The organism is Rhodocyclus purpureus, assembly GCF_016653115.1.
GTDB lineage: Bacteria > Pseudomonadota > Gammaproteobacteria > Burkholderiales > Rhodocyclaceae > Rhodocyclus > Rhodocyclus purpureus.
On the sequence record NZ_NHRX01000061.1, the window covers coordinates 81,495 to 103,243 of the forward strand.

At 68.4% G+C, this 21,749-nt stretch carries 21 protein-coding genes; 14 read left to right on the forward strand and 7 right to left on the reverse strand.

Translation table 11 applies throughout. The annotated features are described in order from the left end of the window. Positions 1–16: 16 nt before the first annotated feature. From CCR84_RS12505 to rpoS, 6 genes are all read left to right on the forward strand, one after another. Positions 17–283 carry a DUF4212 domain-containing protein gene (locus CCR84_RS12505; protein ID WP_201212754.1) on the forward strand — a complete coding sequence of 89 codons (267 nt, stop codon included), beginning with the start codon at positions 17–19 and terminating at the stop codon, positions 281–283. 31 nt (positions 284–314) lie between these two features. Next, positions 315–602 (forward strand): hypothetical protein, encoded by a 288-nt coding sequence (locus tag CCR84_RS12510; RefSeq protein ID WP_201212756.1) that lies wholly within the window; start codon positions 315–317, stop codon positions 600–602. Positions 603–719: 117 nt separating this feature from the next. Beyond that, on the forward strand, positions 720–1,463 hold the full coding sequence (gene surE / locus CCR84_RS12515) for a 5'/3'-nucleotidase SurE (protein WP_201212758.1): 744 nt from the start codon (positions 720–722) through the stop codon (positions 1,461–1,463). Beyond that, the gene (locus CCR84_RS12520; RefSeq protein WP_242508710.1) at positions 1,460–2,116 is read left to right on the forward strand and encodes a protein-L-isoaspartate(D-aspartate) O-methyltransferase; all 657 of its coding nucleotides are present in this window, start codon (positions 1,460–1,462) and stop codon (positions 2,114–2,116) included. The genes surE and CCR84_RS12520 overlap by 4 nt, the downstream gene beginning before the upstream one ends. After that, on the forward strand, positions 2,113–3,060 hold the full coding sequence (locus CCR84_RS12525) for a peptidoglycan DD-metalloendopeptidase family protein (RefSeq protein WP_201212762.1): 948 nt from the start codon (positions 2,113–2,115) through the stop codon (positions 3,058–3,060). Before CCR84_RS12520 ends, CCR84_RS12525 begins: the two co-directional genes overlap by 4 nt. Before the next feature lie 2 nt (positions 3,061–3,062). Continuing rightward, positions 3,063–4,049, forward strand: coding sequence for an RNA polymerase sigma factor RpoS (gene rpoS, locus CCR84_RS12530; protein ID WP_201212764.1), 987 nt, complete (start codon positions 3,063–3,065; stop codon positions 4,047–4,049). A 21-nt stretch (positions 4,050–4,070) separates the two neighbouring features. On the opposite strand, the gene mltB is transcribed toward rpoS, so the two are convergent. Genes mltB through CCR84_RS12550 form a run of 4 tightly spaced genes read right to left on the reverse strand, consistent with a single transcriptional unit; the run spans position 4,071 to position 9,097 of the window. Then, positions 4,071–5,177 (reverse strand): lytic murein transglycosylase B, encoded by a 1,107-nt coding sequence (gene mltB / locus CCR84_RS12535; RefSeq protein ID WP_242508711.1) that lies wholly within the window; start codon positions 5,175–5,177, stop codon positions 4,071–4,073. 5 nt (positions 5,178–5,182) lie between these two features. Beyond that, the gene (locus tag CCR84_RS12540; RefSeq protein ID WP_201212765.1) at positions 5,183–7,186 is read right to left on the reverse strand and encodes a transglutaminase TgpA family protein; all 2,004 of its coding nucleotides are present in this window, start codon (positions 7,184–7,186) and stop codon (positions 5,183–5,185) included. Next, positions 7,173–8,168: a DUF58 domain-containing protein gene (locus CCR84_RS12545; protein ID WP_242508712.1), complete on the reverse strand. Its 996-nt coding sequence runs from the start codon at positions 8,166–8,168 to the stop codon at positions 7,173–7,175. Before CCR84_RS12545 ends, CCR84_RS12540 begins: the two co-directional genes overlap by 14 nt. Next, positions 8,168–9,097, reverse strand: a complete 930-nt coding sequence (locus CCR84_RS12550; RefSeq protein WP_201212767.1) for an AAA family ATPase — start codon at positions 9,095–9,097, stop codon at positions 8,168–8,170. Before CCR84_RS12550 ends, CCR84_RS12545 begins: the two co-directional genes overlap by 1 nt. 198 nt (positions 9,098–9,295) lie before the next feature. On the opposite strand from CCR84_RS12550, the gene CCR84_RS12555 reads away from it, so the two are divergent. From CCR84_RS12555 to CCR84_RS12575, 5 genes are all read left to right on the forward strand, one after another. Then, the gene (locus CCR84_RS12555; protein ID WP_201212769.1) at positions 9,296–10,222 is read left to right on the forward strand and encodes an arginase family protein; all 927 of its coding nucleotides are present in this window, start codon (positions 9,296–9,298) and stop codon (positions 10,220–10,222) included. Between the two features lie 85 nt (positions 10,223–10,307). Further along, on the forward strand, positions 10,308–11,186 hold the full coding sequence (gene dapA / locus CCR84_RS12560; protein ID WP_201212771.1) for a 4-hydroxy-tetrahydrodipicolinate synthase: 879 nt from the start codon (positions 10,308–10,310) through the stop codon (positions 11,184–11,186). 35 nt (positions 11,187–11,221) lie between these two features. Beyond that, complete coding sequence (gene bamC / locus CCR84_RS12565) at positions 11,222–12,382, forward strand: outer membrane protein assembly factor BamC (RefSeq protein WP_201212773.1); 1,161 nt, start codon at positions 11,222–11,224, stop codon at positions 12,380–12,382. 24 nt (positions 12,383–12,406) lie between these two features. Then, positions 12,407–13,135, forward strand: a complete 729-nt coding sequence (locus CCR84_RS12570; RefSeq protein ID WP_201212775.1) for a zinc ribbon domain-containing protein — start codon at positions 12,407–12,409, stop codon at positions 13,133–13,135. A 3-nt stretch (positions 13,136–13,138) separates the two neighbouring features. Continuing rightward, a complete protein-coding gene (locus CCR84_RS12575) occupies positions 13,139–13,357 on the forward strand; it encodes a double zinc ribbon domain-containing protein (RefSeq protein WP_201212777.1) in 219 nt (72 codons plus the stop codon). Between the two features lie 63 nt (positions 13,358–13,420). Here CCR84_RS12575 and CCR84_RS12580 read toward each other — a convergent pair whose 3' ends face one another. Further along, entirely contained in the window at positions 13,421–14,692 is a 1,272-nt protein-coding gene (locus CCR84_RS12580) for a bifunctional O-acetylhomoserine aminocarboxypropyltransferase/cysteine synthase (RefSeq protein WP_201212779.1), read from the reverse strand. Between the two features lie 257 nt (positions 14,693–14,949). Between CCR84_RS12580 and CCR84_RS12585 the strand changes: the two genes are divergently transcribed. The 3 genes from CCR84_RS12585 to CCR84_RS12595 are packed head-to-tail and all read left to right on the forward strand — an operon-like array spanning position 14,950 to position 19,112. Then, a complete protein-coding gene (locus CCR84_RS12585; protein ID WP_201212781.1) occupies positions 14,950–16,254 on the forward strand; it encodes a hypothetical protein in 1,305 nt (434 codons plus the stop codon). 2 nt (positions 16,255–16,256) lie between these two features. Continuing rightward, on the forward strand, positions 16,257–16,691 hold the full coding sequence (locus tag CCR84_RS12590; protein WP_201212783.1) for a type 2 periplasmic-binding domain-containing protein: 435 nt from the start codon (positions 16,257–16,259) through the stop codon (positions 16,689–16,691). A gap of 9 nt (positions 16,692–16,700) precedes the next feature. Then, positions 16,701–19,112, forward strand: coding sequence for a putative bifunctional diguanylate cyclase/phosphodiesterase (locus CCR84_RS12595; RefSeq protein ID WP_201212785.1), 2,412 nt, complete (start codon positions 16,701–16,703; stop codon positions 19,110–19,112). On the opposite strand, the gene mnmC2 is transcribed toward CCR84_RS12595, so the two are convergent. After that, a complete protein-coding gene (gene mnmC2 / locus CCR84_RS12600; protein ID WP_201212787.1) occupies positions 19,109–19,870 on the reverse strand; it encodes a tRNA (5-methylaminomethyl-2-thiouridine)(34)-methyltransferase MnmC2 in 762 nt (253 codons plus the stop codon). The genes CCR84_RS12595 and mnmC2 overlap by 4 nt on opposite strands. Before the next feature lie 244 nt (positions 19,871–20,114). Then, positions 20,115–21,647 (reverse strand): lysine--tRNA ligase, encoded by a 1,533-nt coding sequence (lysS, locus tag CCR84_RS12605; protein ID WP_201212789.1) that lies wholly within the window; start codon positions 21,645–21,647, stop codon positions 20,115–20,117. Positions 21,648–21,749: the final 102 nt, after the last annotated feature.

Below are 21,749 nucleotides of genomic sequence, written 5' to 3' on the forward strand. Positions count from 1 at the left end.
GGGGAAGTTCATTCCGATGCAGACATCCGACCGGCAGAAGCAGTACTGGCGGCGCAACATGCGCGTCACGCTGATCCTGCTCGCGATCTGGCTCCTGGCCACCTTCAGTGCCTGTTTCTTCGCGCGCGAACTGAACGGGCTCAGCGTGCTCGGCTTCCCGCTCGGCTTCTACATGGGGGCGCAGGGCCTGCTGCTCATCTACCTGGCCATCGTCGGCTTCTACGCCTTCTACATGAACCGGCTCGATCGCGAGTACGGGGTCGATGAGGGTGGCAGCCGCTGATGCCGCCATCCGCTGCCACGCTCGATCGCCGATGTCCGCGCTGCTCTTCCTGATCAGTCTCCTGCGCACGCTGGTCGAGGTCGCGCTGCTGTCGCTGCTGGCGCAGGGGATCGTCGGCCTGCTCAGCGGCGCCGCCCGGCAGGCGAATCCGGTCTATCGCGTCCTCGCGCTGGTGAGCGCGCCGGCACTGCGCGCCAGCCGCTTCGTCACCGGCGGCGTGTGCCCGGAAAGGCGCCTGCCCTTGCTAGCTTTCCTGCTTCTCTTTTCGCTCTGGATCGGTCTCGCCTGGCTGAAACTTTCCTTGTCCGCACCGGTCTGAGGCAGCTGCTGTTCGCATTTGTCATGATTTGTGCATTGCGGGACTTTCGCTGCCGCCTGCGTTAGAATCCCGCAGTCGCTCGTCTCCGGCTTCGCAACGGGCATTCTTGGGTATCTTATGCGCATATTGCTCAGTAATGACGACGGTTACTTCGCCCCCGGGATCGAGCATCTCGCCCGGGCGCTCGCCGGTCTCGCCGACATCACCGTCGTCGCACCTGAACGCGACCGCAGCGGCGCCAGCAATTCGCTGACGCTCGACCGTCCGCTCTCGCTGCGTCGCGCCGCCAACGGCTTCTACTTCGTCAATGGCACGCCGACCGACTGCGTCCATCTCGCGGTCACCGGCATGCTCGACGAGCAACCGGACATGGTCGTCTCCGGCATCAACCACGGTGCCAACATGGGCGACGACACGATTTACTCGGGTACCGTCGCTGCGGCGACCGAGGGCTTTCTGCTCGGCGTCCCCTCGCTGGCGATCTCTCTCGTCAGCCGCAGCGGTACGCATTTCGAGACCGCGGCGCGGGTCGCACGCGAGATGGTCGAGGAATTGCTGCATCGGCCGTTCCCGCAGCCGATGCTGCTCAACGTCAATGTCCCCGACGTCCCCTACGCCGAACTGCGCGGTCGCGTCGTCACGCGCCTGGGCAAGCGGCACAAGGCCGAGCCGGTGGTGGCCGCGCAGACGCCGCGCAACGAGACCGTCTATTGGGTTGGTGCCGCGGGCGCGGCGCAGGACGCCGGCGAGGGAACCGATTTCCACGCGCTACGCCAGAATCAGGTGTCGGTGACGCCCTTGCAGATCGATCTCACCCATACCGCACAACTGGGCCTGCTGCGCGAATGGATGGGCGGATGAATGTCGCCGCAGGCATCGGCATGACGTCGGCGCGCACGCGCGCACGCATGGTCGATCGCCTGCGCGAGCGCGGCATCCACGACGAGGAGGTGCTGGCGGCGCTCGGCGCCGTCCCGCGCCACCTGTTCGTCGAGGAGGCGCTGGCTTCGCGCGCCTACGAGGATACGGCGCTGCCGCTCGGTTGCTCGCAGACCATCTCGCAGCCTTACGTCGTCGCCCTGATGATCCAGGCGCTGCGTTGCGGCGGGCGCGCCTTGGGCAAGACGCTCGAAGTCGGCGCCGGCTGTGCCTACCAGGCCGTGGTGCTGGGCAGGCTCGCCAGCGAGGTCCATGCGCTCGAGCGCATCGGCACCCTGGCCGAACGGGCGCGCCAGAACGTTGCGCGCGTTGCGCAGTCCAACGTCCGCATCCTGCATGGCGACGGCCATCTCGGGTTGCCGGAAGCGGCGCCCTTCGACAGCATCATCGTCGCTGCAGCGACGCCGGTCCTGCCGCCGGCTCTGCGCATGCAACTGGCCCCCGGCGGCAGGATGATCCTGCCCTTCGGTGCCAGCGAGCAACAACTGCTCATGATCGAACGTCGTGGCGAAAGCTTCGTCGAAAAACGCCTCGACGGAGTCAAGTTCGTCCCATTACGCCAAGGAGTCGAATGAATCAGGACCGTCGCCGCCGTGCCGCCCTCGTCACGGTTTCTTCCTGCACGCTGTTCCTGGCCGCCTGTGCCAGCAATGTCCCGGCGCCGGTGATCAGCCGGGCAGCGCCCGCGACGGTGAGCACCGCGAAAGTCCCTGCGACCGAGAACGGTGCGTACACGGTGAGGAAGGGCGATACGCTCTACAGCATCGCGCTCGACAACGGCCAGGATTACAAGGACATTGCTGCCTGGAATGGCATTGCCAATCCTGATATCATATTCGTCGGGCAGCAGCTGCGCGTCAGGCCGCCTGAAGATGGCGCGTCGGTCGCCGTGGTCAGGCCGCTTTCGACGGGGCCCGTGGTGGAGACGCGTCTCCTGGCCGGCAACAGCGAACTGCTCAAGCGCGAGCCGAAAGCGGGCAAGGAGCCTTATTCGGAACAGGCGCTGGCGCAGGCAGCGAGGCGCAGCGAGCCGGCGCCGCAACTGGTGGCTGTGCGTCAGGAGCCGCGGCCGGAGGTGAAGACGGAAACCCGGCCCGAGGCTAAGGCCGAGGCCAAGGTCGACGCGGCAGCCAGTGAGGCGGCGGTGGCCGACGGGATCAGCTGGAAGTGGCCGGCGACGGGAACCGTGATCGGCGCCTTCAGCGAGGGCACGAACAAGGGCATCGACATCGGCGGCAAGCCGGGAGATCCGGTGCGGGCAGCCAGCGACGGCAAGGTCGTCTATAGCGGCTCCGGCCTGCGCGGCTACGGCAAACTGCTGATCGTCAAGCACAACGCGTCCTACCTGTCGGCTTACGCACACAACCGCCAGGTGCTGGTCAAGGAAGGGCAGACCGTCACGATGGGGCAGAAGATCGCCGAGATGGGCAATACCGATTCAGAGCAGGTCAAGTTGCACTTCGAGATCCGCCGCCAGGGCAAGCCGGTCGATCCCCTCAAATATTTGCCGCAGCGTTGACCATGAGTGATTCCCGCGATCCCACCGACGAAGAGTTTGCCGCCGCCGACGCGGAAGGGGTGCCTGTGGACGAGGCCTGTGCCGACGCGGCGCTGGGACTTGCCCAGGAAGCGTCGCCGGGCGCGGCCAATGGCACGGTCGCCAACGGCGAGGCCGAGGTGCTCAACGACGTCACGCTGATCTACCTCAACGCGATCGGTGCCAAACCCCTGCTCACGCCGAGCGAGGAACTCGACTGTGCGCGGCGCGTGCGCGCCGGGGACTTTGCCGCGCGCCAGACGATGATCGAGCGCAACCTGCGCCTGGTCGCCAGCATCGCCAAGCGCTACCTCAACCGCGGCGTTCCCCTGCTCGACCTGATCGAGGAGGGCAATCTGGGGCTCATCCACGCGCTGGAGAAGTTCGATCCCGAACGCGGCTTCCGTTTTTCGACCTACGCGACCTGGTGGATCAGGCAGAGCATCGAACGGGCGATCATGAACCAGTCGCGCACGATCCGCCTGCCGGTCCATGTGGTGAAGGAACTCAACGTCGTCCTGCGTGCGGTCCGTCGCCTCGAGGCGCGGCATGGCCACGACGTCGGCGTCGAACGCATCGCCGAGGAGAGCGGCCTTCCGGTCGAGGATGTCCGCCGCGCACTGGGACTCAACGAGCATGTCGGATCGCTCGACGCGCCGCTCGAATTCGACGCCGAGCGCAGTCTCGGCGACGCGCTCGCCGACGAGAATGCGACCGATCCCGAGGACAGCATGCAGTCGCTCGAGATCGGTGAACTGCTCGAGCGCTGGCTGGGGCAACTCGACGAGCGGCACCGGGCCGTGATCGAGCGCCGCTACGGACTGGGCAGCGCCGAGGTGAGCACGCTGGAGACGATCGCCAGCGAACTCAAGCTCACGCGCGAGCGTGTCCGCCAGATCCAGATCGAGTCGCTCGACCAGTTGCGGCGGCTGATCAAGCGCGCCGGCCTCGGTCCGGACAGCCTGTTCTGAACTCGCCAGGACGGCGCAGCTTCAGCGCTGCTCCTCTCCAGTGCGCAGTGCCTGCGCCAGCTGGAACACCGCCATCGCGTAAAAGCTCGAGCGGTTGTAGCGCGTGATCACCCAGAAGTTGTCGAAGGTCGCCCAGTATTCGTCGTCCGCCTCCGGGGAGGACAGGCGGATCAGCGCCGCCTGCCGCTCCGGCTCGACCTCGGCGGCGGTGAGGACTCCCTGACGTGCGAGTTCACCGACCGGGACCGAGGGCTTCATCCCGGCCGCGAGCAGCGCCCCGGGGTCGCCGTCGACGCGCGCCGGCAGCGTCACCGGCGCACCGCTCTGCCAGCCATGCGCCGCCAGATAGCGGGCGACGCTGCCGATGGCGTCGGCGCGGCTATGCTCGAGATCGATCCGGCTGTCGCCGTCGTAGTCCACCGCGAAACGGCGCAGGCTGCTCGGCATGAACTGCGCGATGCCACTGGCGCCGGCAAACGAGCCGCGCAACGACAAGGGGTCGATGCCGCGCTCGCGCGCGAAGAGCAGCAAGGCTTCCAGTTCGTCGCGGAAGAAGGGCGCACGCGGCGGGTAATGGAAGGCGAGTGTCGCCAGCACCTCGAACACGCCGAAACGGCCGGTGTTGGCGCCGTAGGCCGTTTCGACACCGATCAGCGCGGTGACGATTTCCGGCGGCACCCCGTAGTCGGCCTCGGCACGGCGCAGGAGATCGTCGTTCTCCTGCCAGAAGCGCAGGCCGGCGTCGATGCGCTGGCGATTGACGAAGCGCATGCGGTAGCGTTCCCATGAACGCTGCAGTTCCGGGGTCGCTGCCGGCGCGATGGCGCGCAGCGCCGCGTCGTTGCGCTCGATCGAAGCAAAGAAGCGGTGCAGTTGCGTCGGGTCGAAACCGTGCCTCGCCTGCATTTCGGCGACGAAGGCGCTGACCTCCGCGGCGGCGCCGAAGGCGGCCGGCTTCCTCGGCGCGGCAAGGCGGAGCTTGGCCTTGCCCGGTTTCACTGCGGCATGGCGGGCCTGCGTCTTGGCCGGCTTCGCCATCGCCTCGACCGGGGCCAGCGCCAGCGCGAGCAGCGCGGCGAAGAGCAACTGCAGCCAGCGTGCCGGCGGGTTTTTCGGGGGCGGCGTCATCGCCTTCAGGCCTCGTCTTCGTTCATCGGCGACCGCCAGTGCATGCGGTTGGCGCGACGCACGCACCGGCGAAGCTGCAGCAGGTCTTCCGGCGTGCCCTTGCCGTAGCGCAGAAGAGCGTAATGGCCGGCGGCGTCCCGGGTCAAGCGCGCCAGCTGCGGGCGTTCGCGCGCGACGCGTTCGGCAAAGGCGAGCGGTCCTTCCCAGCCGGCGCGGATGACGCCGTGCGCGGCGAGTCGGCGGCAGAAGCGCTGCCAGGCACGCTCGGCCGGGTCCCTGGGCCGCTGGCGCAGGAAGGCGGCCGCGGCGAGGGCAAGCAGGACCATGCCTGCCGTGGCCGAGAGGGCGATGGCCAGGGGGCGCCAGTCGACCTCGCCGAGTCCGAGGCGGGCGAAGGTGCTGCGCTGGCGCTCCGGAGAGTAGCCGAGCACCCACTGGTTCCAGGCATTGTTGCTCGCCTCCCAGCGGTCGCGCAGCGCGCGCAGCCATGGAGCATCGATGCGCAGCGCCAGCGGCAGGGCGTCGCCGACCGGCAGCGCAGCGGCAACGCCGCGTTCGATGCGCGACGGCGCCACGGCGGCGGTCGGATCGACGCGCAGCCAGCCGCGACCGCGGATCCATACTTCCGCCCAGGCGTGCGCGTCGGACTGGCGCAGCACGAGATAGCCGTCGACCGGGTTGATCTCGCCCCCCTGGTAGCCGCCGACCACGCGCGCCGGAATCCCGGCAGCGCGCATCAGGAAGACGAAGGCAGAGGCGTAGTGCTCGCAGAAGCCGCGCCGCGACGAGAAGAGGAAGTCGTCGACCGCGTCGCGTCCGAGCAGCGGCGGCTGCAGCGTGTAGGCGAAGGGCTCTTCCCTGAACAGGGCGAGCGCGCGCTCCACGATCCGCTCCGGCGCCTGGCCGCCGGATTCCGCGACCCAGCCGCTAGCCAGGGCGCGGGCGCGCGGATTTACGTTACCCGGCAGCTGCAGCGAGCGCAGCAGCATGCGGCCACTTTCCTCGCGGTTGGCGACGAAGGCGGGCGCCGAGGTGAAGGAGAAACGGGCGCGCTGGCGCACCGGCTCGCGCGCGAGCGCGGCGAAGCTTTCGCCGAGCACGGCATCGGCCGGCAGCACCAGCGGCATGTCGAGCGCCAGCAACCAGCGCTGGTTGTGCGCTTCGAGCGTCGTCTCGTAGTCGATGGCACGCCTGCTGCCCGCCGCAAGCTCGATGCGCGGTGGGGGCGCTCCTGCGTCCGGCGCCATCGTCCAGGTGCGGCCGTCGTAGTTCTCGAAGACGGGACCGCGAAAGTAGCGCTCGTCCTGCCTCGGCACCTCGCCTGCGAAACGCACGCGCAGGGCGATCGCGCCCGACTGGATCAGGGAACTGAACGAGCCCGGGGACATGCGCTCGGACAGTCCGACGCCGGCGGTGAAGGCGTCCTGCGGCAGTCCCCAGAGCGGTCCCGAGACGCGCGGAAAGATCACGAAGAGCAGCAGCGCCAGCGGCAGCGCCTGCAGGCTGAGCCGCGCCGCCAGGGCGGCGATCGCCCTCGCTGGCTGCGCGCCGCCATGCACGCGGATCAGCACCGCCGAGAGCAGGGTCGCCGTCGCCACCATCCAGGCACCGACGAGCAGGGTCTGCGCGTAGAAGAACAGGGTCAGCAGCAGGAAATAAGCGAGCATGACGAGCGCGATTGCATCGCGGCGCGTCTGCATCTCCATCGGCTTGGCGGCCATCAGCAGGAAGAGCACGGCGACACCGGCATCGCGTCCGAAGAAGGCGCGGTACTCGCCGCTGATGGCGACGATCGCGCCGAGGACCGGCAGCGCGAGCAGCCAGCGCGGCGGCAGGGGTTTCTCCTGCTGCCAGAGCCACGCACGCCAGAGCAGCAGGACGGCGCCGAGCGCACTGATCCACGGCGGCAGGTGCAAGGCATGCGGCGCCGCGCTGGCCAGGGCGGCGGCGAGCAGCCAGGGGACCGTGCCGCGCTCGAGCGGCGGCGACGGACGGTCAGCGCCGGCCATGGAACGCGAGCGCCTCCAGGCAGGCCGCACGATGCGCCTCGCCGTACGCCGGCGCAATCTCCCGCCCGGGGAGGCGCAGGCCGTAGGGGCTGCCCTCTGCGTCGGCGGCCAGCACCCAGCCGGTGAGCAGCGACAGCCGCGTCTCGACGTCGCTGTCGGCGGGCAACTGCTCCCAGTCGAGCCAGCGCTCGCCGCTGTCGCCGCCGGCGAACTGCTTGACCAGCAGCGGGCTGTTGCCGGCGTCACGCGCCGCCACCTTCCAGGCCACGTGGCGCAGGGGGTCGCCCGGCTGGCGCAGGCGCAGGCCGGCGAAATCCTCGTCGCCGCCGTTGCCAGTGAGGCTCACGCCGCCTGCGCTCGCCGCCAGCGGCGGCAGCGGCGAGGGGAGCGGACGCGGATAGACGATGCAGGATAGCAGCGGGTGCGGATGGCTCCAGGCGCGGAAGAGGCCGAGCGGGTAGCGCGTGGCGAGCGTCAGTCGCCCCGGGTCGAGCAGGCCGCGCCGGGGCGCGGGCAGGGGGATCGACACGCTGCTGCGCTGGCCGCTGGCGACCGCGAAGACGACGGTCCCGGCCGGGGCATCGGCGAACCCCAGTTCGAGCGCGTGGCGCGCGCGTGCCGCCGGGTTGTCGACATGCACGACGAAGCGCGCCGTGTCGCCGGCGAAAACCGGCTCGCTGCGCCCCGGGCTGATGGCGAGTAGCGAGAGGTTGCGGAAGGTGTGCAGGATGGTGGTGGCACCGATCGACGCGAGCAGGAAGACCAGCGCGTGGCCGAGACCGAGCTCGTAGTTGATCGCGCCGAGCAGCATCAGGCCGAGCAGCAGCGCGAACAAGAGCCCGCTGCCGGTCGGCAGGATGAAGATGCGCCGCTGGCTGAGCACGACCGGAAGTTCCTCGTCGCGCCCGAAGCGGAACAGGCGTTGGCGCAGGCGCTCCATCAGGCGGCGCAGCAGCGCGGAGCGGTCCGCGGCGACGTGCATCAGGGCAGGGCGACGCGCTGGATGAGCTCGGCGATGTCGTCGGCGCCGGCACCGATGCCCTTCTGCGCAAGACGCAGCCGATGGCGGGCGACGCCGGGAAAGACCGCCTGTACGTCTTCCGGCAGCACCAGCGCGCGTCCGTCGATCAGCGCCCAGGCGCGTGCTGCGGCGAGCAGCGCGAGCGCCGCGCGCGGGCTCAGGCCATGCACGAAACGCGGATCGTCGCGCGTCGCCGCGACCAGGGCCTGCACGTAGTCGAGCAGTGCCGGCGCGACATGGACCTCCGCCGCCCGAAGCTGCAGCGTGAGCAGCATTCCCGGCGCCAGGCAGGCACCGATGTTCACAGCCTGGTCGCGCCGTCCGCCGCTTTCGAGCAGCGCACGCTCGGCGGCACGGTCGGGATAGCCGAGCTCGATGCGCATCATGAAACGGTCGAGTTGCGACTCGGGCAGCGGGAAGGCGCCGATGTGGTGTGAGGGATTCTGCGTCGCAATGACGAAGAAGGGCTCGGGCATCGGGCGGGTCTCGCCTTCGCTGGTCACCTGGTGTTCCTCCATCGCCTCGAGCAGCGCGCTCTGCGTCTTCGGCGTGGCGCGGTTGATCTCGTCGGCGAGGACGACGTGCGCGAAGATCGGGCCGGGGACGAAGCGGAAGGAGGCGCGCTCGCGGTCGAACACCGAGACGCCGATGATGTCGGCCGGCAGCAGGTCGCTGGTGAACTGGATGCGCGCAAAGCGCATGCCGAGCACCGCTGCCAGCGCATGCGCCAGCGTCGTCTTGCCGACCCCCGGCAGGTCCTCGATCAGCAGATGCCCGCGTGCCAGCAGGCAGGCGAGCGCCAGCCGGATTTCGTGCTCCTTGCCGAGGATGACGCGGTTGACGGCAGAGAGGATCGTGGCGATCGGCACTTCCTGGTCGGGCGGGTTCATCTGGATTCCTCGGGCATGGCTTGTCGACGACACGGCATTGCGATCATAATCGAGCATCGCCGTAGATTGCTGATGGACGCACGGGTTCGGCAAGAGTTCATTCGTGCCGCCCTTGTTTCGATCCTGCCGCGTCGCCGGCGCAGATTTCCGCTTGAGTTCCCGAAGGGGCATCCGCCTCACTGTTCGAGAAAGGCCCGCGTGACCAGTACTGCATTCATCACCCACCGTGACTGTCACCTGCACGACATGGGTTCGTATCACCCCGAGGCGCCGGGGCGCCTCGCGGCCATCGGTGATCAGCTGATTGCACAAGGTATCGACCCCTATCTCGTGCACCATGAGGCGCCGCTGGCGACCTTCGAGCAACTCGGGCGCGTGCATCCGGCCGCGCATCTGCAGAACCTGAAGCGCAAGTCGCCCGAGCACGGCATCGTGCACCTCGACCCCGATACGGCGATGTGCCCGCATACCTGGCAGGCCGCGCTGCGTGCGGCCGGAGCCGGCATCGAGGCGGTCGACATGGTAATGCGCGGCGAGGTCGAGAACGCCTTCTGCTCGGTGCGTCCGCCCGGACACCATGCCGAGCGCGAGACTGCGATGGGTTTCTGCTTCTTCAACAACGTCGCGGTCGCTGTCGCGCACGCGCTCGCCGTCCATGGCCTTGAACGCGTCGCCGTCGTCGATTTCGACGTGCACCACGGCAACGGGACCGAGGACATCTTCCGCGGCGACCCGCGCGTGCTGATGACGAGCATCTTCCAGCATCCGTTCTTCCCGTATTCGGGCACCGAGAAGCCCGCCGAGAACATGCTCAACGTGCCTCTCCCAGCGGGCGCCGACAGCGAGCAGTTCCGCGCCGTGGTCAGCGAGCTGTGGCTGCCGCGACTGCGCGAGTTCCGTCCGCAGATGGTCTTCTTCTCGGCCGGCTTCGACGCGCATCAGGAAGACGAGATGGGCAACATGAGGCTCACCGAGAAGGATTTCGCGTGGGTCACGAGCGAGGTCCGCCGCGTCGCCCGGGAGACGGCAGGAGGGCGCATCGTCTCGATGCTCGAAGGCGGTTATTCGCTCTCCTCGCTGGCACGCAGCGTCACCGCACACCTGCGCGCGCTCGCCGACCTGTAGTGGGGCGCCGGCACGGCCGTCGTAGGCAGGCTGTGCGCCTTCGGTTAGAATTCACCGCTCAATTTTCCTGACGGATCCCCGCCCCATGATTACCGGATCGATCGTTGCGATTGTCACCCCGATGCACGAGGACGGCAGCCTGGACCTCCCCGGTCTGCGCCGCCTGATCGACTTTCACGTGCAGGAGGGAACCGACGGTCTCGTCATCGTCGGCACCACTGGCGAATCGCCGACAGTCACCCCCGAGGAACACTGCGAACTCATCCGCGTCGCCGTCGAACACGCCGGCGGCCGCATCCCGGTGATCGCCGGCGCCGGCGCCAATTCGACCGCCGAAGCGATCGAGCTGACCCGCTTCGCGCAGCAGGCCGGCGCCGACGCCAGCCTCTCGGTCGTCCCCTATTACAACAAGCCGACGCAGGAGGGGATGTACCGCCACTTCCGCGCGGTGGCCGAGGCGGTCGATCTGCCGCTGATCCTCTACAACGTGCCGGGGCGCACCGTCGCCGACCTGGCCAACGATACCGTCCTGCGGCTGGCCGAAATCCCCAACATCGTCGGCGTCAAGGATGCAACCGGTAACATCGAACGTGGCTCCGACCTTATCGCGCGCGCGCCCGCCGATTTCGCCGTCTATAGCGGCGACGACGCCAGCGCCTGCGCGCTGATGCTGCTCGGTGCCAAGGGCGACATCTCGGTGGTCGCCAACGTGGCGCCGCGGCTGATGCACGAGATGTGCGCGGCGGCCTTGGCCGGCGACGTCGTGCGCGCGCGCGAACTCAATTTCCGCCTGCTCGGACTGCACCGTCACCTGTTCTGCGAAGCCAACCCGATTCCGGTCAAGTGGGCCTGTCAGCAGATCGGCCTGGTCGGCAGCGGCATCCGCCTGCCGCTGACCCCGCTGTCGCCGGAGTACCACGAGCGCGTGCGTGCTGCCATGCGCCAGGCCGGACTCGCTGCATGAAGCGAACGCCTTCCAGTTTCCATCCCGAATCCCAGATGAAATCCTCCTCCCTGGCAGTGAAGCCCTTGGCGCTTCGGCTCACCCCGCTCGTGCTGGCGATGGCGGCGGCCGGCTGCAGCGGCCAACTCTTCGAATCGAAGAAGATCGACTACAAGTCGACTGCCGTGCAGACCGTGCCGCGGCTGGAAGTCCCGCCCGACCTGATCGCCCCGACGCGTGACGACCGTTTCGCCGTCCCCGACATCGGCGGCAAGGGCGGCGCCACCTTCTCAGCTTACAGCGCCGAGCGCTCGCCGCAGGCGGTGGCGGCGCAGCAGAGCGACGTCTTGCCCGCGGTCGACAAGACGCGCATCGAGCGAGCCGGCACTCAGCGCTGGCTGGTCGTGAGCGGGACGCCCGACAAGGCCTGGGACGTGGTCAGGGAGTTCTGGCAGGAGACCGGCTTCATCGTCAGCATCGAGCGCCCCGAGGCCGGGGTGATGGAGACCGACTGGGCCGAGAACCGCGCCAAGATTCCGCAGGACGGCTTGCGTGCGCTGCTCGGCAAGGCCATCGATGCGCTCTATTCGACCGCCGAACGCGACAAGTTCCGCACCCGCCTCGAGCCCGGCAGCGAGCCGGGGACGACCGACATCTTCATCAGCCACCGCGGCATGTACGAGACCTTCATCAGCGAAGGCAAGGACGAGACGCGCTGGCAGCCGCGTCCGGCCGACCCCGACCTCGAAGCCGAGATGCTGCGTCGCCTGATGGTCCGTTTCGGCGTCGACGAGAAGCGCGCGGAAGCCGCGCTTGCCGCTGCTCAGTCGAAGCCGCTCGACAAGGCGAGGCTCGCGCGTGGCAACGACGGCGTCGGCAGCCTCGAAGTCGACGAGTCCTTCGATCGTGCCTGGCGCCGTGTCGGTCTGGCGCTCGACCGGGTCGGCTTCACCGTCGAGGACCGCGATCGCTCGAAGGGTCTCTACTTCGTCCGCTACGTCGATCCCGACGCGGGCAAGAAGGACGAGGGCATTCTCGGCAAGCTGGCCTTCTGGAAGGGCAAGCCGGCCGACGCCGAGGCGCAGACGCAGTTCCGCGTCTACCTGCGCGACGACGGCGCGATCACCACCGTTCAGGTCCTCTCGCGCGAGGGCGGCGTCGATCGTTCCGAAACAGCGCGCAGGATCCTTGGCCTGCTGCACGAGCAGCTGAAGTAAGTTTTCCCTGCGGAGGCAGGCGCCGTGCGTGAGACCTGCAGCGGCTGCGGCGCCGCCCTGCGCCCCGGGGCGAAGTTCTGCGGCCGCTGCGGCCTGCGCATCGCCGCCGCGGTTCCCGTGGCGGTCCCGGCTGTTCGCGAGCGCGTGCCTGCGGGCCACATCCGCATCCTGGAAACCCTCACCGAGGGACCCGACGAGAGTGGGCGTTACCGCCTCGTCACGGTGTTCGAACTTGCCGATGAGCCTGGCGGCGCGCTCGTCCCTGCCGTAGCGACCAGCGCCGCAGCCGACACGCCGCCAGCGCCGCTCGCATCCTCCGGCTGGCGCGTGCGCCTGCTCGACCCTGCCGCGCACCCCCGCCGCAGCAGCGCTGGCGCCTTCCCGCTCATCGTGATGGTGGTCGGGCAGGAGGCACGCCCCTGGGATCGCTCGGCTCTGGGCGATGCCCTGTTCGCCGGTCGCTCATGGCGCTGCTGCGAGCCGCCGGGAAGCAGCATTCCGGGAGGGCTGCTGCCGGGGCTCGCTGCCGACGGCAAGCTGAGCTACCGCGAGCTGAAGGCGGCGGGAGACCCTGCAGCGCTGCTGCAGGCACTCTTTCCCCATCTCGACGGGGTGTTCAAGGTCGATGCGTCGAGCCGGACGATCGAGGAGTGGGAGCTTTCCGAAAGCAGCGTCAGCTTCTTCCTCAAGTTCGACGTCCTCGCCAAGCCCGAGCGCTTCTACATCGAATTCGTCGAGTTCGTTCCCGCCTGAGCCATGTTGAAATGCCTTCATTGCGGGGCCTGGGGAGACGCCCGGGCAGCCGTCTGCATGGGCTGCGGCAAGCCGGCCGAACTCGCCTACGCGCTCGATGCGTATTGCCTGCACTGCGGCGCCGCGCTCGCGCCCGAAGACCGCTTCTGTTGCGCATGCGGCGCACGCCGCGGCGGCGGCAGGACCGCCGCCGTGCCGCCGGCAATGCCCGGCCAATCCTAGGCCGCGGCATTCCAGCTGGCCAGCCAGCCGCCGGCCGTACGGCCGGCGGTGCGGGCGACGCGCTCAGGCGGCGGCGAGCGCCTGCTCGAGGTCGGCGATCAGGTCGTCCGCGTGCTCGATGCCGATCGACAGGCGGATCATGTCCTCGGAGACGCCGGCGCGCTCGAGTTCATCGGGCGACAACTGGCGGTGCGTCGTCGACGCCGGGTGGCAGGCGAGCGACTTGGCATCGCCGATGTTGACGAGGCGCGTGAACAGCTTCAGGGCGTCCTGGAAGCGTGCCCCGGCCTCGCGGCCGCCCTTGACGCCGAAGGTGAGGATGCCCGAGGCCTTGCCGCCCATGTATTTCCTGACCAGTCCGTGGTCGGGGTGCGAGGCGAGCCCCGCGTAATTGACCCATTCCACCTTCGGGTGCTGCTGCAGGAAGTAGGCGATCTGCAAGGCGTTCTCGCAGGTCCGCTCCATGCGCAAGGCGAGCGTCTCGATCCCCTGCAGGATCAGGAAGGCGTTGAACGGCGACAGCGCCGCGCCCATGTTGCGCAGCGGGACGACGCGCGCGCGGCCGATGTAGGCGGCGGCGCCGAGCGCCTCCGTATAGACGACGCCGTGGTAGGAAACGTCGGGTTCGTTGAGGCGGGCGAAGCGCTCCTTGTGCTCGGCCCAGGGGAACTTGCCGCTGTCAACGATGGCGCCGCCGAGCGAGGTGCCGTGGCCGCCCAGGTACTTGGTCAGCGCATGCACGACGATGTCGGCACCGTGCTCGATCGGGCGGCACAGGTAGGGCGAGGGCACCGTGTTGTCGACGATCAGCGGCAGCCCGTGGCGGTGGGCGATGTCGGCGAGTTTCTCGAAATCGGTGACGTTGCCGAGCGGGTTGCCGATCGATTCGCAGAAGATCGCCTTGGTGCGCGCGTCGATCTGGCGCTCGAAGGCGGCCGGGTCCTGGTAATCGGCGAAGCGCACCTCGATCCCGTACTGCGGGAAGGTGTGCGCGAACAGGTTGTAGGTGCCGCCGTAGAGCGTCGCCGAGGAGACGATGTTGTCGCCGGCAGCAGCGATGGTCTGGATCGCGTAGGTGATCGCTGCCATTCCCGATGCCACCGCCAGTGCGCCGATGCCGCCCTCGAGCGCGGCGACCCGTTTTTCGAGCACGTCGGTGGTCGGGTTCATGATGCGCGTGTAGATGTTGCCGGCCACCTTGAGGTCGAACAGGTCGGCACCGTGCTGCGTGTCGTCGAAGGCGTACGAGGTCGTCTGGTAGATCGGCACCGCCGCGGAACGCGTGGTCGGGTCGGGACTGTAGCCGGCGTGGACGGCGAGTGTTTCGAGTTTCATCTAGGCTCCCTGGACTTGGCTGCGTGAATGAGGGGAAGCAAATCTTAGCATTGCGTCCGTCCCGGATGAGCGCCGGGCAGTACGGATCGAGCGGTGCCCGCCCCGGAACGCGGCGGCCGGCGGCGGCGACTTCGCTGTGTATTCGTTTGGAATTGGTCCGGGCGATGCCGATTTGTTAGAATCGGGAGGTGCTGCAGAAATTCCGGGCGTCAGATCTGGTGGGCGTGAAAAAACTCTTGGAAAGACCAGAGGCGACGATGGCCAATGACAATCCGACAGGCAGGGTGGGCAGGGCCGTGCAGGGCGCTCCGCGCCGTTCGCCGACGCGCAAGGGCACCGGTTCTTTCCGTCTCCGGCTCGCCTGCTGTCTCGCCGCTGCCGTCCTCGGCGCACCGGGCGCCTTCGCCGCGACCGACGAGGGCGCGCTGCCCGGCCTGTCGTTGCGCGGTTTCGGCACCCTCGGGCTGGCGCGGACGACGACCGACCAGGCCGAGTTCGTCCGCGACCTGTCGCAGCCGGGGGGCGTCCAGCGCGACTGGTCGCCGAAGATCGACTCGATTCTGGGTGTGCAGGCCAACTACCTCGTCGGCGACCAGCTCGAAGCGGTGGTGCAGGCGGTCAGCCGCTACCGTTCCGATGGCTCGTTCCGGCCGGAGGTGAGCTGGGCCTTCCTGAAGTACGACCCGAACCCGCAGTTCTCCTGGCGCGTCGGACGCCTCGGCACCGAGTTCTACATGCTCGCCGACTCGCGCCTGGTCGGCTATTCGTACCTGCCGATCCGTCCTCCCGGCGATTACTTTGGCACCTTGCCGTTCACCTACATCGACGGCGCCGACGTCGCCGTGACCGCGCCTTTCGCAGCCGGCCTCGTGCGCGGCAAGCTGTTCGCCGGGGTGTCGCGCGAGAGCGCGCCGGTCGATAACCGGCAGTTCGACCTGAACGGCTCGCAGATGCAGGGCGGTCATCTCGATTACCAGCAGGGCTCGTGGTTGTGGCGCCTGGGCTACGCGCAGTTGCGCTTCGAGCACGAGTTGCCGCCGGTGGCCGACCTGCGCAGCGTGCTGCTCGGCCCCGGCTTGCCGGCTTCCGCGCGCGCCGTGGCCGACGCACTGGCGACCGCGGGCACGGTGTCGCGCTTCCATTCGGCGGGGATGAGCTACGACCGTGGCCCGCTGCAGCTGCAGTTGATGGCGAGCCGGACGACGCACGAGGCGGGCATCTACCAGGACACCAATGCCGGCTACCTGATCGCCGCCTACCGCGTGAACGAATTCACGCCCTACGTCGGTCGCTCGTGGGCGAGGTCGAAGGCCAGGTCGCTGCCTTCCAGCGGTGTCGGCGAACTCGACGCACTGGTCGCCGCTTCGCAGGCGCGCACCCACACCGACCAATTCACGCATTTCCTCGGCGTACGCTGGGATTTCCGGCGCGACATGGCACTCAAGGCGCAGGTCGACTTCATCCGCGGTGCGCCGTCCTCAGTTTATCCGTTCCAGTGGGTCACCCCCGCCTACGACGGCCGGATGAACGTGTACAGTCTTTCGCTTGATTTCGTCTTCTGAACATGGCGCGTCGTACCTTCAAAGTCATGCTGCTCGCCGGCATGCTCCTGCTGGCGGCCAGCGCAAGCCTCGCGGAAGTGGTGGTGGTCGCCAACGCGAGGAGCGGCATCGATCGTCTGACGCGCGACGAGGTCGTTAACATCTTCCTCGGCCGCTACCGGCAACTGTCTTCCGGCCTGCCGGCGATTCCCGTCGACCTGCCGGCGAGCGATGCGGGGAAGGCGAGCTTCTACCGACTGCTGGTCGGCAAGGACCTCTCCGACCTCAACGCGTACTGGGCGCGCCTCGTCTTTTCCGGCAGGACGGCGCCTCCCCGCCAGTCGAACGGCGAGGACGACCTGTTGCGCTTCGTCGCCGAGAACCCGGGTGCCGTCGGCTACCTCGAGCGTTCCCGCGTCGATTCGCGCGTCAGGATCGTCTTCGATTTCGGTAGCTGAACCCTCGCCATGGCCGTTCTCCCCAAACAGCGCAGCATCCTCTACCTGTCGGCGCGCGCGATCGTTTACAGCGCGGTCGTCGTCGGCCTGCTGTTCATCGGTCTCACCGCCTGGCTGAGCGGAGAGCGCGCCCAGGAGCGGACGACGCAGCGGCTGGGCGAACTGCTCGCCACCGTCGAGAGTACGGTCAGCATCGCCTGCTTCACCGAAGACCCGACCCTGGCCATGGAGGTCGCGCGTGGCCTGATGAAGAACAGCGAGGCGCTGGCGGTGGTCATCCGCACCGATGCGGGCGAGCTGGCGCGTGTCCAGCGCGACGGTGCCAGCGCCGCCGACCTCGCGCAAGCCGCCAAGGCGCGCCTGCTGCGTCCGATCGTCTCCCCCTTCGACAGCGTGCAGCAGGTCGGCGAAATCATGCTCGACCCGGACCACAAGGCCGTGCAGCGCGTCGTCTTCGAGGAGGTACGCTTCACCGGGCTGCTCCTCTGGTGCCTCTTGGTGGTGCTGGTGGTGGTGATCGCCGCGGTCATGCGACGGCGCATCGTCGAACCCGTCCAGGGCCTGTCCGAACAACTGCACCAGATGGATGCCGCTGCCGGCGAGCGTCTCGCCGTCGGCAAGGTGGCCCCCGGGATCGAGCTGGAGCGCCTCGTCGGCGACGTGAACGCGCTGGCCGACCGGCTGGTGACCTCGCTCGACGACGAACGCAAGCTGCGCATCCAGCGCGAACTCGACGAGAAGAAGTACCGGGCGATCTTCGACAACGCCGAGACCGGCATCTTCATCGCTGCCGCCGACGGTGCCATCGAGTCGTGCAACCGGGCGCTTGGCCGTCAGCTCGGCCTGCCTGCCGGGTCGGCGCCTGAGGCGCCGGGCATCCACCTCGATACCCTGGCCTGGCAGGAACCGGAGCGCCTGCACGCGCTCGTCGCCGACTGTCTCGGCGGCAACCGGACTTGTGCAGACGACTTCGAATACCGCTATGGCGACGGCAGCCGCCGCTGGCTGAACGTGCTCATCAGTCCGATCGGCGAGGGCAGGGTCGAAGGCCTGGTCAGCGACGTGACCGAGCGGCGCCTGGCCGAAGAGGCCGCCCGCCGGCAGGCCTTCACCGATCCCCTGACTGGCAACCTCAACCGCCATGCGCTCGAACGGCGTCTGGCCTCGACCATCGGCCAGGAGCACGCCGCCTTCGCCTTCCTCCTGATCGACATCGACGGTTTCAAGCGCGTCAACGACGCCTTCGGGTTGCCCTTCGGCGACCGCATCCTGCGCGCGGCCAGCGCGCGCATCCAGGCTTGCCTCGGCCCGGCGGACATCCTGGCGCGCATCGGCAGCGACACCTTCGCCGTCATCCTTCCCGGCGCCGACGGCAGCGCTGCTGCCGCTGCCGGAGAATGCCTCGTCAGCGCGATGCAGCGCACTTACGACTTGCCGAGTGCCCTGCCGATCAAGCTCGGCGCGAGCATCGGCATCACCCTCTTCCCGCGTGACGCCGCCGACATCCCCGGACTGCTGCGCAACACCGAACTCGCGCTCGATGACGCCAGGGGCAACGGGGGCGCTCGCTTCAGCTTCTTCGACCCGGCCATGGTCGAGGCCACCGAGCGCCGTCGCGAACTCGAAACCGACATGCAGCTGGCGCTGGCGCGCAATGAGTTCAGGCTCTACCTGCAACCGATCATCGATGCCCAGACGGGGCGACTGGGTGGCGCCGAAGCGCTCATCCGCTGGCAGCACCGCGAGAAGGGGCTGATCAGTCCCGACGTCTTCATCCCGCTGGCCGAGGAAACCGGCCTCATCACCGAGATCGGCGGGTGGTGCCTCGAAGAGGCTTGCGCGCAACTGGCGCGCTGGCAGCGCGAGGGGCGTGACTTCTACCTTTCATTCAACGTCTCGGGACGGCAGATTCCCGACGGCCTGACCCCGGCGCGGCTGATCGAGACCGTTCGCCGGCACGGGGTCAGGCCGGAGCGCCTGTCCATCGAGATCACCGAAGGCGTGCTCCTCGCCGATGTCGTTCCCGCCCAGACCTGGCTCGACGAACTGCGCGACAACGGTTTCCGCATCTTCCTCGACGACTTCGGTACCGGCTACTCGTCGCTTTCCTATCTCAAGCGTTTTGCCGTCGACAAGGTCAAGATCGACCGGGCCTTCATCCGTGACATGGCCAAGGACGAGGGCGATCGCGCGCTGGTTGGGGCGATCATCGCTATGGCGCGCAGCCTGCGCCTGCAGGTCGTCGCCGAAGGGGTGGAGGACGCCGAGCAGTTCGCGCAACTGCGGCAGATGGGCTGCCACTACGTGCAGGGCTTCCTGTTCTCGCCGGCGGTGTCGGCTGACGAGTTCGACGCCGTCGCCGAACTCATCGCCGAGCGCTTGGCGACGATCGAAGCGTCCCCGGCACTCGGCTCCCGCTAGGCCTCCGGCCAGCGTCCGTAAAGCATCTCGCGCTTCCCGGCAAAACCGGCGCGCTTGGCCAGCTGCCAGCCCGCGGCGGCGAGCGAGCGGCGCACCGCCGCCGCGACCGACCAGGTGGCGAGCGTCGCCCCCGGCGCCGCCAGCCGGGCGAGCTCGGCGAGCAGCGGTTCGCTCCACAGATCGGGATTCCTCGCCGGCGAGAAACCGTCGAGGTAGAAGGCGTCGACGGGCGCCGAAAGTCTTGGCAGCGCCTGCGTCGCGTCGGCGAAGACGAGGCCGAGGCGGACGCGACCGTCGGCGAAGACGAGGTCGTGGCGACCCGGCGCCAGCGGCGGCCAGGCCGCGGCGAGCTCGCAGGCGAGCGCGGCAAGTTCTGCTTCCAGCTGCGGAGCCATGCCGCCCTCGCCGGCTTCGGCGAGCAGTGCCGCGTGCGCGCGCGCCAGATCGACGGCAGCGAACGGGTGCTTCTCGAAGGAGATGAAGTCGAGCTGCCGTGCACGCTGCGGGTCGGCGCGCCACGCGGCCCAGGTGACGAGGAAGTTCAGCCCGAGACCGAATCCCGTCTCGAGGATGACGAAGCGCTCGCGCCCCTGCCAGCGCAGCGGCAGATCGTTGCCACCGAGAAAGACGTGCCGCGACTGCCCGACGCCGCCGCTCTTCGTGTGATAGACGTCACCGTAGTCCTCCGAGAAAGGAATTCCCTCGGGGGAGAACGACAGCTGCGCGGGCTCGATCGAGGCTTCTTTCCGAAGAATCATCCTGGAAACCCCTTCCGAGCCACGAAAGACACGAAAAGCCACGAAATGAAATCAGGACTCATTTTTCGCGCATTTCGTCGCCAACTATTTCTTCAGGACCGTCGACGGCGTGTTTCCTGAAAATACAATCCCGTATGCGATGCGGCTAGGCGAGCGCAGCCCAGGCAAGGCGCGCACCCCCGCCGCATGGCAGCGCCATGCAAGGGGGTAAGCAACGCCGCATGGGCAAGCGCAGCCGGGCGCATCATTCGGGCCGCATCTGGGGGAAGAGTATGACGTCGCGGATGTTGGCGCTGTTGGTGAGCAGCATGACCAGGCGGTCTATGCCGATGCCGCAGCCGCCGGTCGGGGGCAGGCCGTACTCGAGCGCGCGCACGTAGTCGGCGTCGTAGTACATCGCCTCCTCGTCGCCGGCTTCCTTGGCCTTGGCCTGCTCCAGGAAGCGCGCCGCCTGGTCCTCGGGGTCGTTCAGCTCCGAGAAGCCGTTGGCGATCTCGCGGCCGACGATGAACAGTTCGAAGCGCTCGGTGATCTCCGGGTTCTTGTCGCTGCGGCGTGCCAGCGGGCTCACCTCGGCCGGGTAGTCGATGATGAAGGTCGGCGACCACAGCTTGGCCTCGGCGACTTCCTCGAACATCAGGAGCTGCAGCGTGCCGAGGCCGGCCGCCGGGTGCGGCTCGACCTTCAGTTCGCCAAGCTTCCCGCGCAGCCAGTCGATGTCGTGCAACTGCTCGATGCTGAACTCGGGGTGCTGCTGGCGGATCGCCTCGACGATGGTCAGCCGCGCGAAGGGCTGCGACAGGTCGAGAAGGCGTCCCTGGTACTCGAACACCTCGGTGCCGAGCGCCTCGCGTGCGGCGTGGCGGATCAGCCCCTCGGTGAAGTCCATCAGCTTCCTGTACTCGCTGTAGGCCTCGTAGAACTCCATCATCGTGAACTCGGGGTTGTGCCGCGGAGACAGCCCCTCGTTGCGGAAGTTGCGGTTCAGCTCGAACACCTTCTCCAGCCCACCGACGACCAGCCGCTTCAGGTAGAGCTCGGGCGCGATGCGCAGGTAGAGCTCCATGTCGAGCGCGTTGTGGTGCGTCACGAACGGGCGCGCCGCGGCGCCGCCGGGGATCGGGTGCATCATCGGCGTCTCGACCTCGAGGAAGCCGTGCGTGCTCATGTAGCTGCGGATCGACTGCACCAGCTTGCTGCGCGCGACGAAGGTTGCGCGCGACTCCTCGTTGGTGATCAGGTCGAGGTAACGCGCGCGGTACTTCTGCTCCTGGTCGGTCAGGCCGTGGAACTTCTCCGGCAGCGGGCGCAGCGACTTCGACAGGAGGCGCAGTTCCGAGCACTGCACGGTCAGCTCGCCGGTGCGCGTGCGGAAGAGCACGCCGACGGCACCGACGATATCGCCGATGTCCCAGCGCTTGAAGTCGGCGAGGGTCTCGGCACCGACGCGGTCGGCGGCGACGTAGATCTGGATGCGGCCGGAGAGGTCCTGCAGCGTGGCGAACGCGGCCTTGCCCATGACGCGCTTCAGCATCATGCGGCCGGCGATCTTGACCTCGACCGGCGCGGCCTCGAGTTCCTCGCCGGTCTTGTCGCGGTACTGTTCGTGGATCACCCCGGCGGTGTTCTCGCGCGAGAAATCGTTGGGATACGCGCCGCCCTGCGCACGCCACTCGGCGAGTTTGGCGCGGCGTTCGGCGATCAGGGGATTTTCGTCGCTGGCGAGGTTGGCAGCGGCGGTGGCAGATGCAGCGGCTTGGGGCGTTTGATCGGTCATGGCGGTTTCCGGTCGGAATCTTTGAGGTGGGTCCGGCAGCGGCGCGGGCTGCCGGGCGGTGTCGGCGGATTGGGCGGAGTGGCTGGGGGCGGGCAGAGCCTG

Bases quoted from the DNA above. Each gene is read 5' to 3' on its own strand.
- CCR84_RS12505 (WP_201212754.1), top strand. From the start codon at position 17: ATGCAGACATCCGACCGGCAGAAGCAGTACTGGCGGCGCAACATGCGC.
- CCR84_RS12510 (WP_201212756.1), top strand. From the start codon at position 315: ATGTCCGCGCTGCTCTTCCTGATCAGTCTCCTGCGCACGCTGGTCGAG.
- surE (WP_201212758.1), top strand. From the start codon at position 720: ATGCGCATATTGCTCAGTAATGACGACGGTTACTTCGCCCCCGGGATC.
- CCR84_RS12520 (WP_242508710.1), top strand. From the start codon at position 1,460: ATGAATGTCGCCGCAGGCATCGGCATGACGTCGGCGCGCACGCGCGCA.
- CCR84_RS12525 (WP_201212762.1), top strand. From the start codon at position 2,113: ATGAATCAGGACCGTCGCCGCCGTGCCGCCCTCGTCACGGTTTCTTCC.
- rpoS (WP_201212764.1), top strand. From the start codon at position 3,063: ATGAGTGATTCCCGCGATCCCACCGACGAAGAGTTTGCCGCCGCCGAC.
- mltB (WP_242508711.1), bottom strand. From the start codon at position 5,177: ATGACGCCGCCCCCGAAAAACCCGCCGGCACGCTGGCTGCAGTTGCTC.
- CCR84_RS12540 (WP_201212765.1), bottom strand. From the start codon at position 7,186: ATGGCCGGCGCTGACCGTCCGTCGCCGCCGCTCGAGCGCGGCACGGTC.
- CCR84_RS12545 (WP_242508712.1), bottom strand. From the start codon at position 8,168: ATGCACGTCGCCGCGGACCGCTCCGCGCTGCTGCGCCGCCTGATGGAG.
- CCR84_RS12550 (WP_201212767.1), bottom strand. From the start codon at position 9,097: ATGAACCCGCCCGACCAGGAAGTGCCGATCGCCACGATCCTCTCTGCC.
- dapA (WP_201212771.1), top strand. From the start codon at position 10,308: ATGATTACCGGATCGATCGTTGCGATTGTCACCCCGATGCACGAGGAC.
- bamC (WP_201212773.1), top strand. From the start codon at position 11,222: ATGAAATCCTCCTCCCTGGCAGTGAAGCCCTTGGCGCTTCGGCTCACC.
- CCR84_RS12575 (WP_201212777.1), top strand. From the start codon at position 13,139: ATGTTGAAATGCCTTCATTGCGGGGCCTGGGGAGACGCCCGGGCAGCC.
- CCR84_RS12580 (WP_201212779.1), bottom strand. From the start codon at position 14,692: ATGAAACTCGAAACACTCGCCGTCCACGCCGGCTACAGTCCCGACCCG.
- CCR84_RS12585 (WP_201212781.1), top strand. From the start codon at position 14,950: ATGGCCAATGACAATCCGACAGGCAGGGTGGGCAGGGCCGTGCAGGGC.
- CCR84_RS12590 (WP_201212783.1), top strand. From the start codon at position 16,257: ATGGCGCGTCGTACCTTCAAAGTCATGCTGCTCGCCGGCATGCTCCTG.
- CCR84_RS12595 (WP_201212785.1), top strand. From the start codon at position 16,701: ATGGCCGTTCTCCCCAAACAGCGCAGCATCCTCTACCTGTCGGCGCGC.
- mnmC2 (WP_201212787.1), bottom strand. From the start codon at position 19,870: ATGATTCTTCGGAAAGAAGCCTCGATCGAGCCCGCGCAGCTGTCGTTC.
- lysS (WP_201212789.1), bottom strand. From the start codon at position 21,647: ATGACCGATCAAACGCCCCAAGCCGCTGCATCTGCCACCGCCGCTGCC.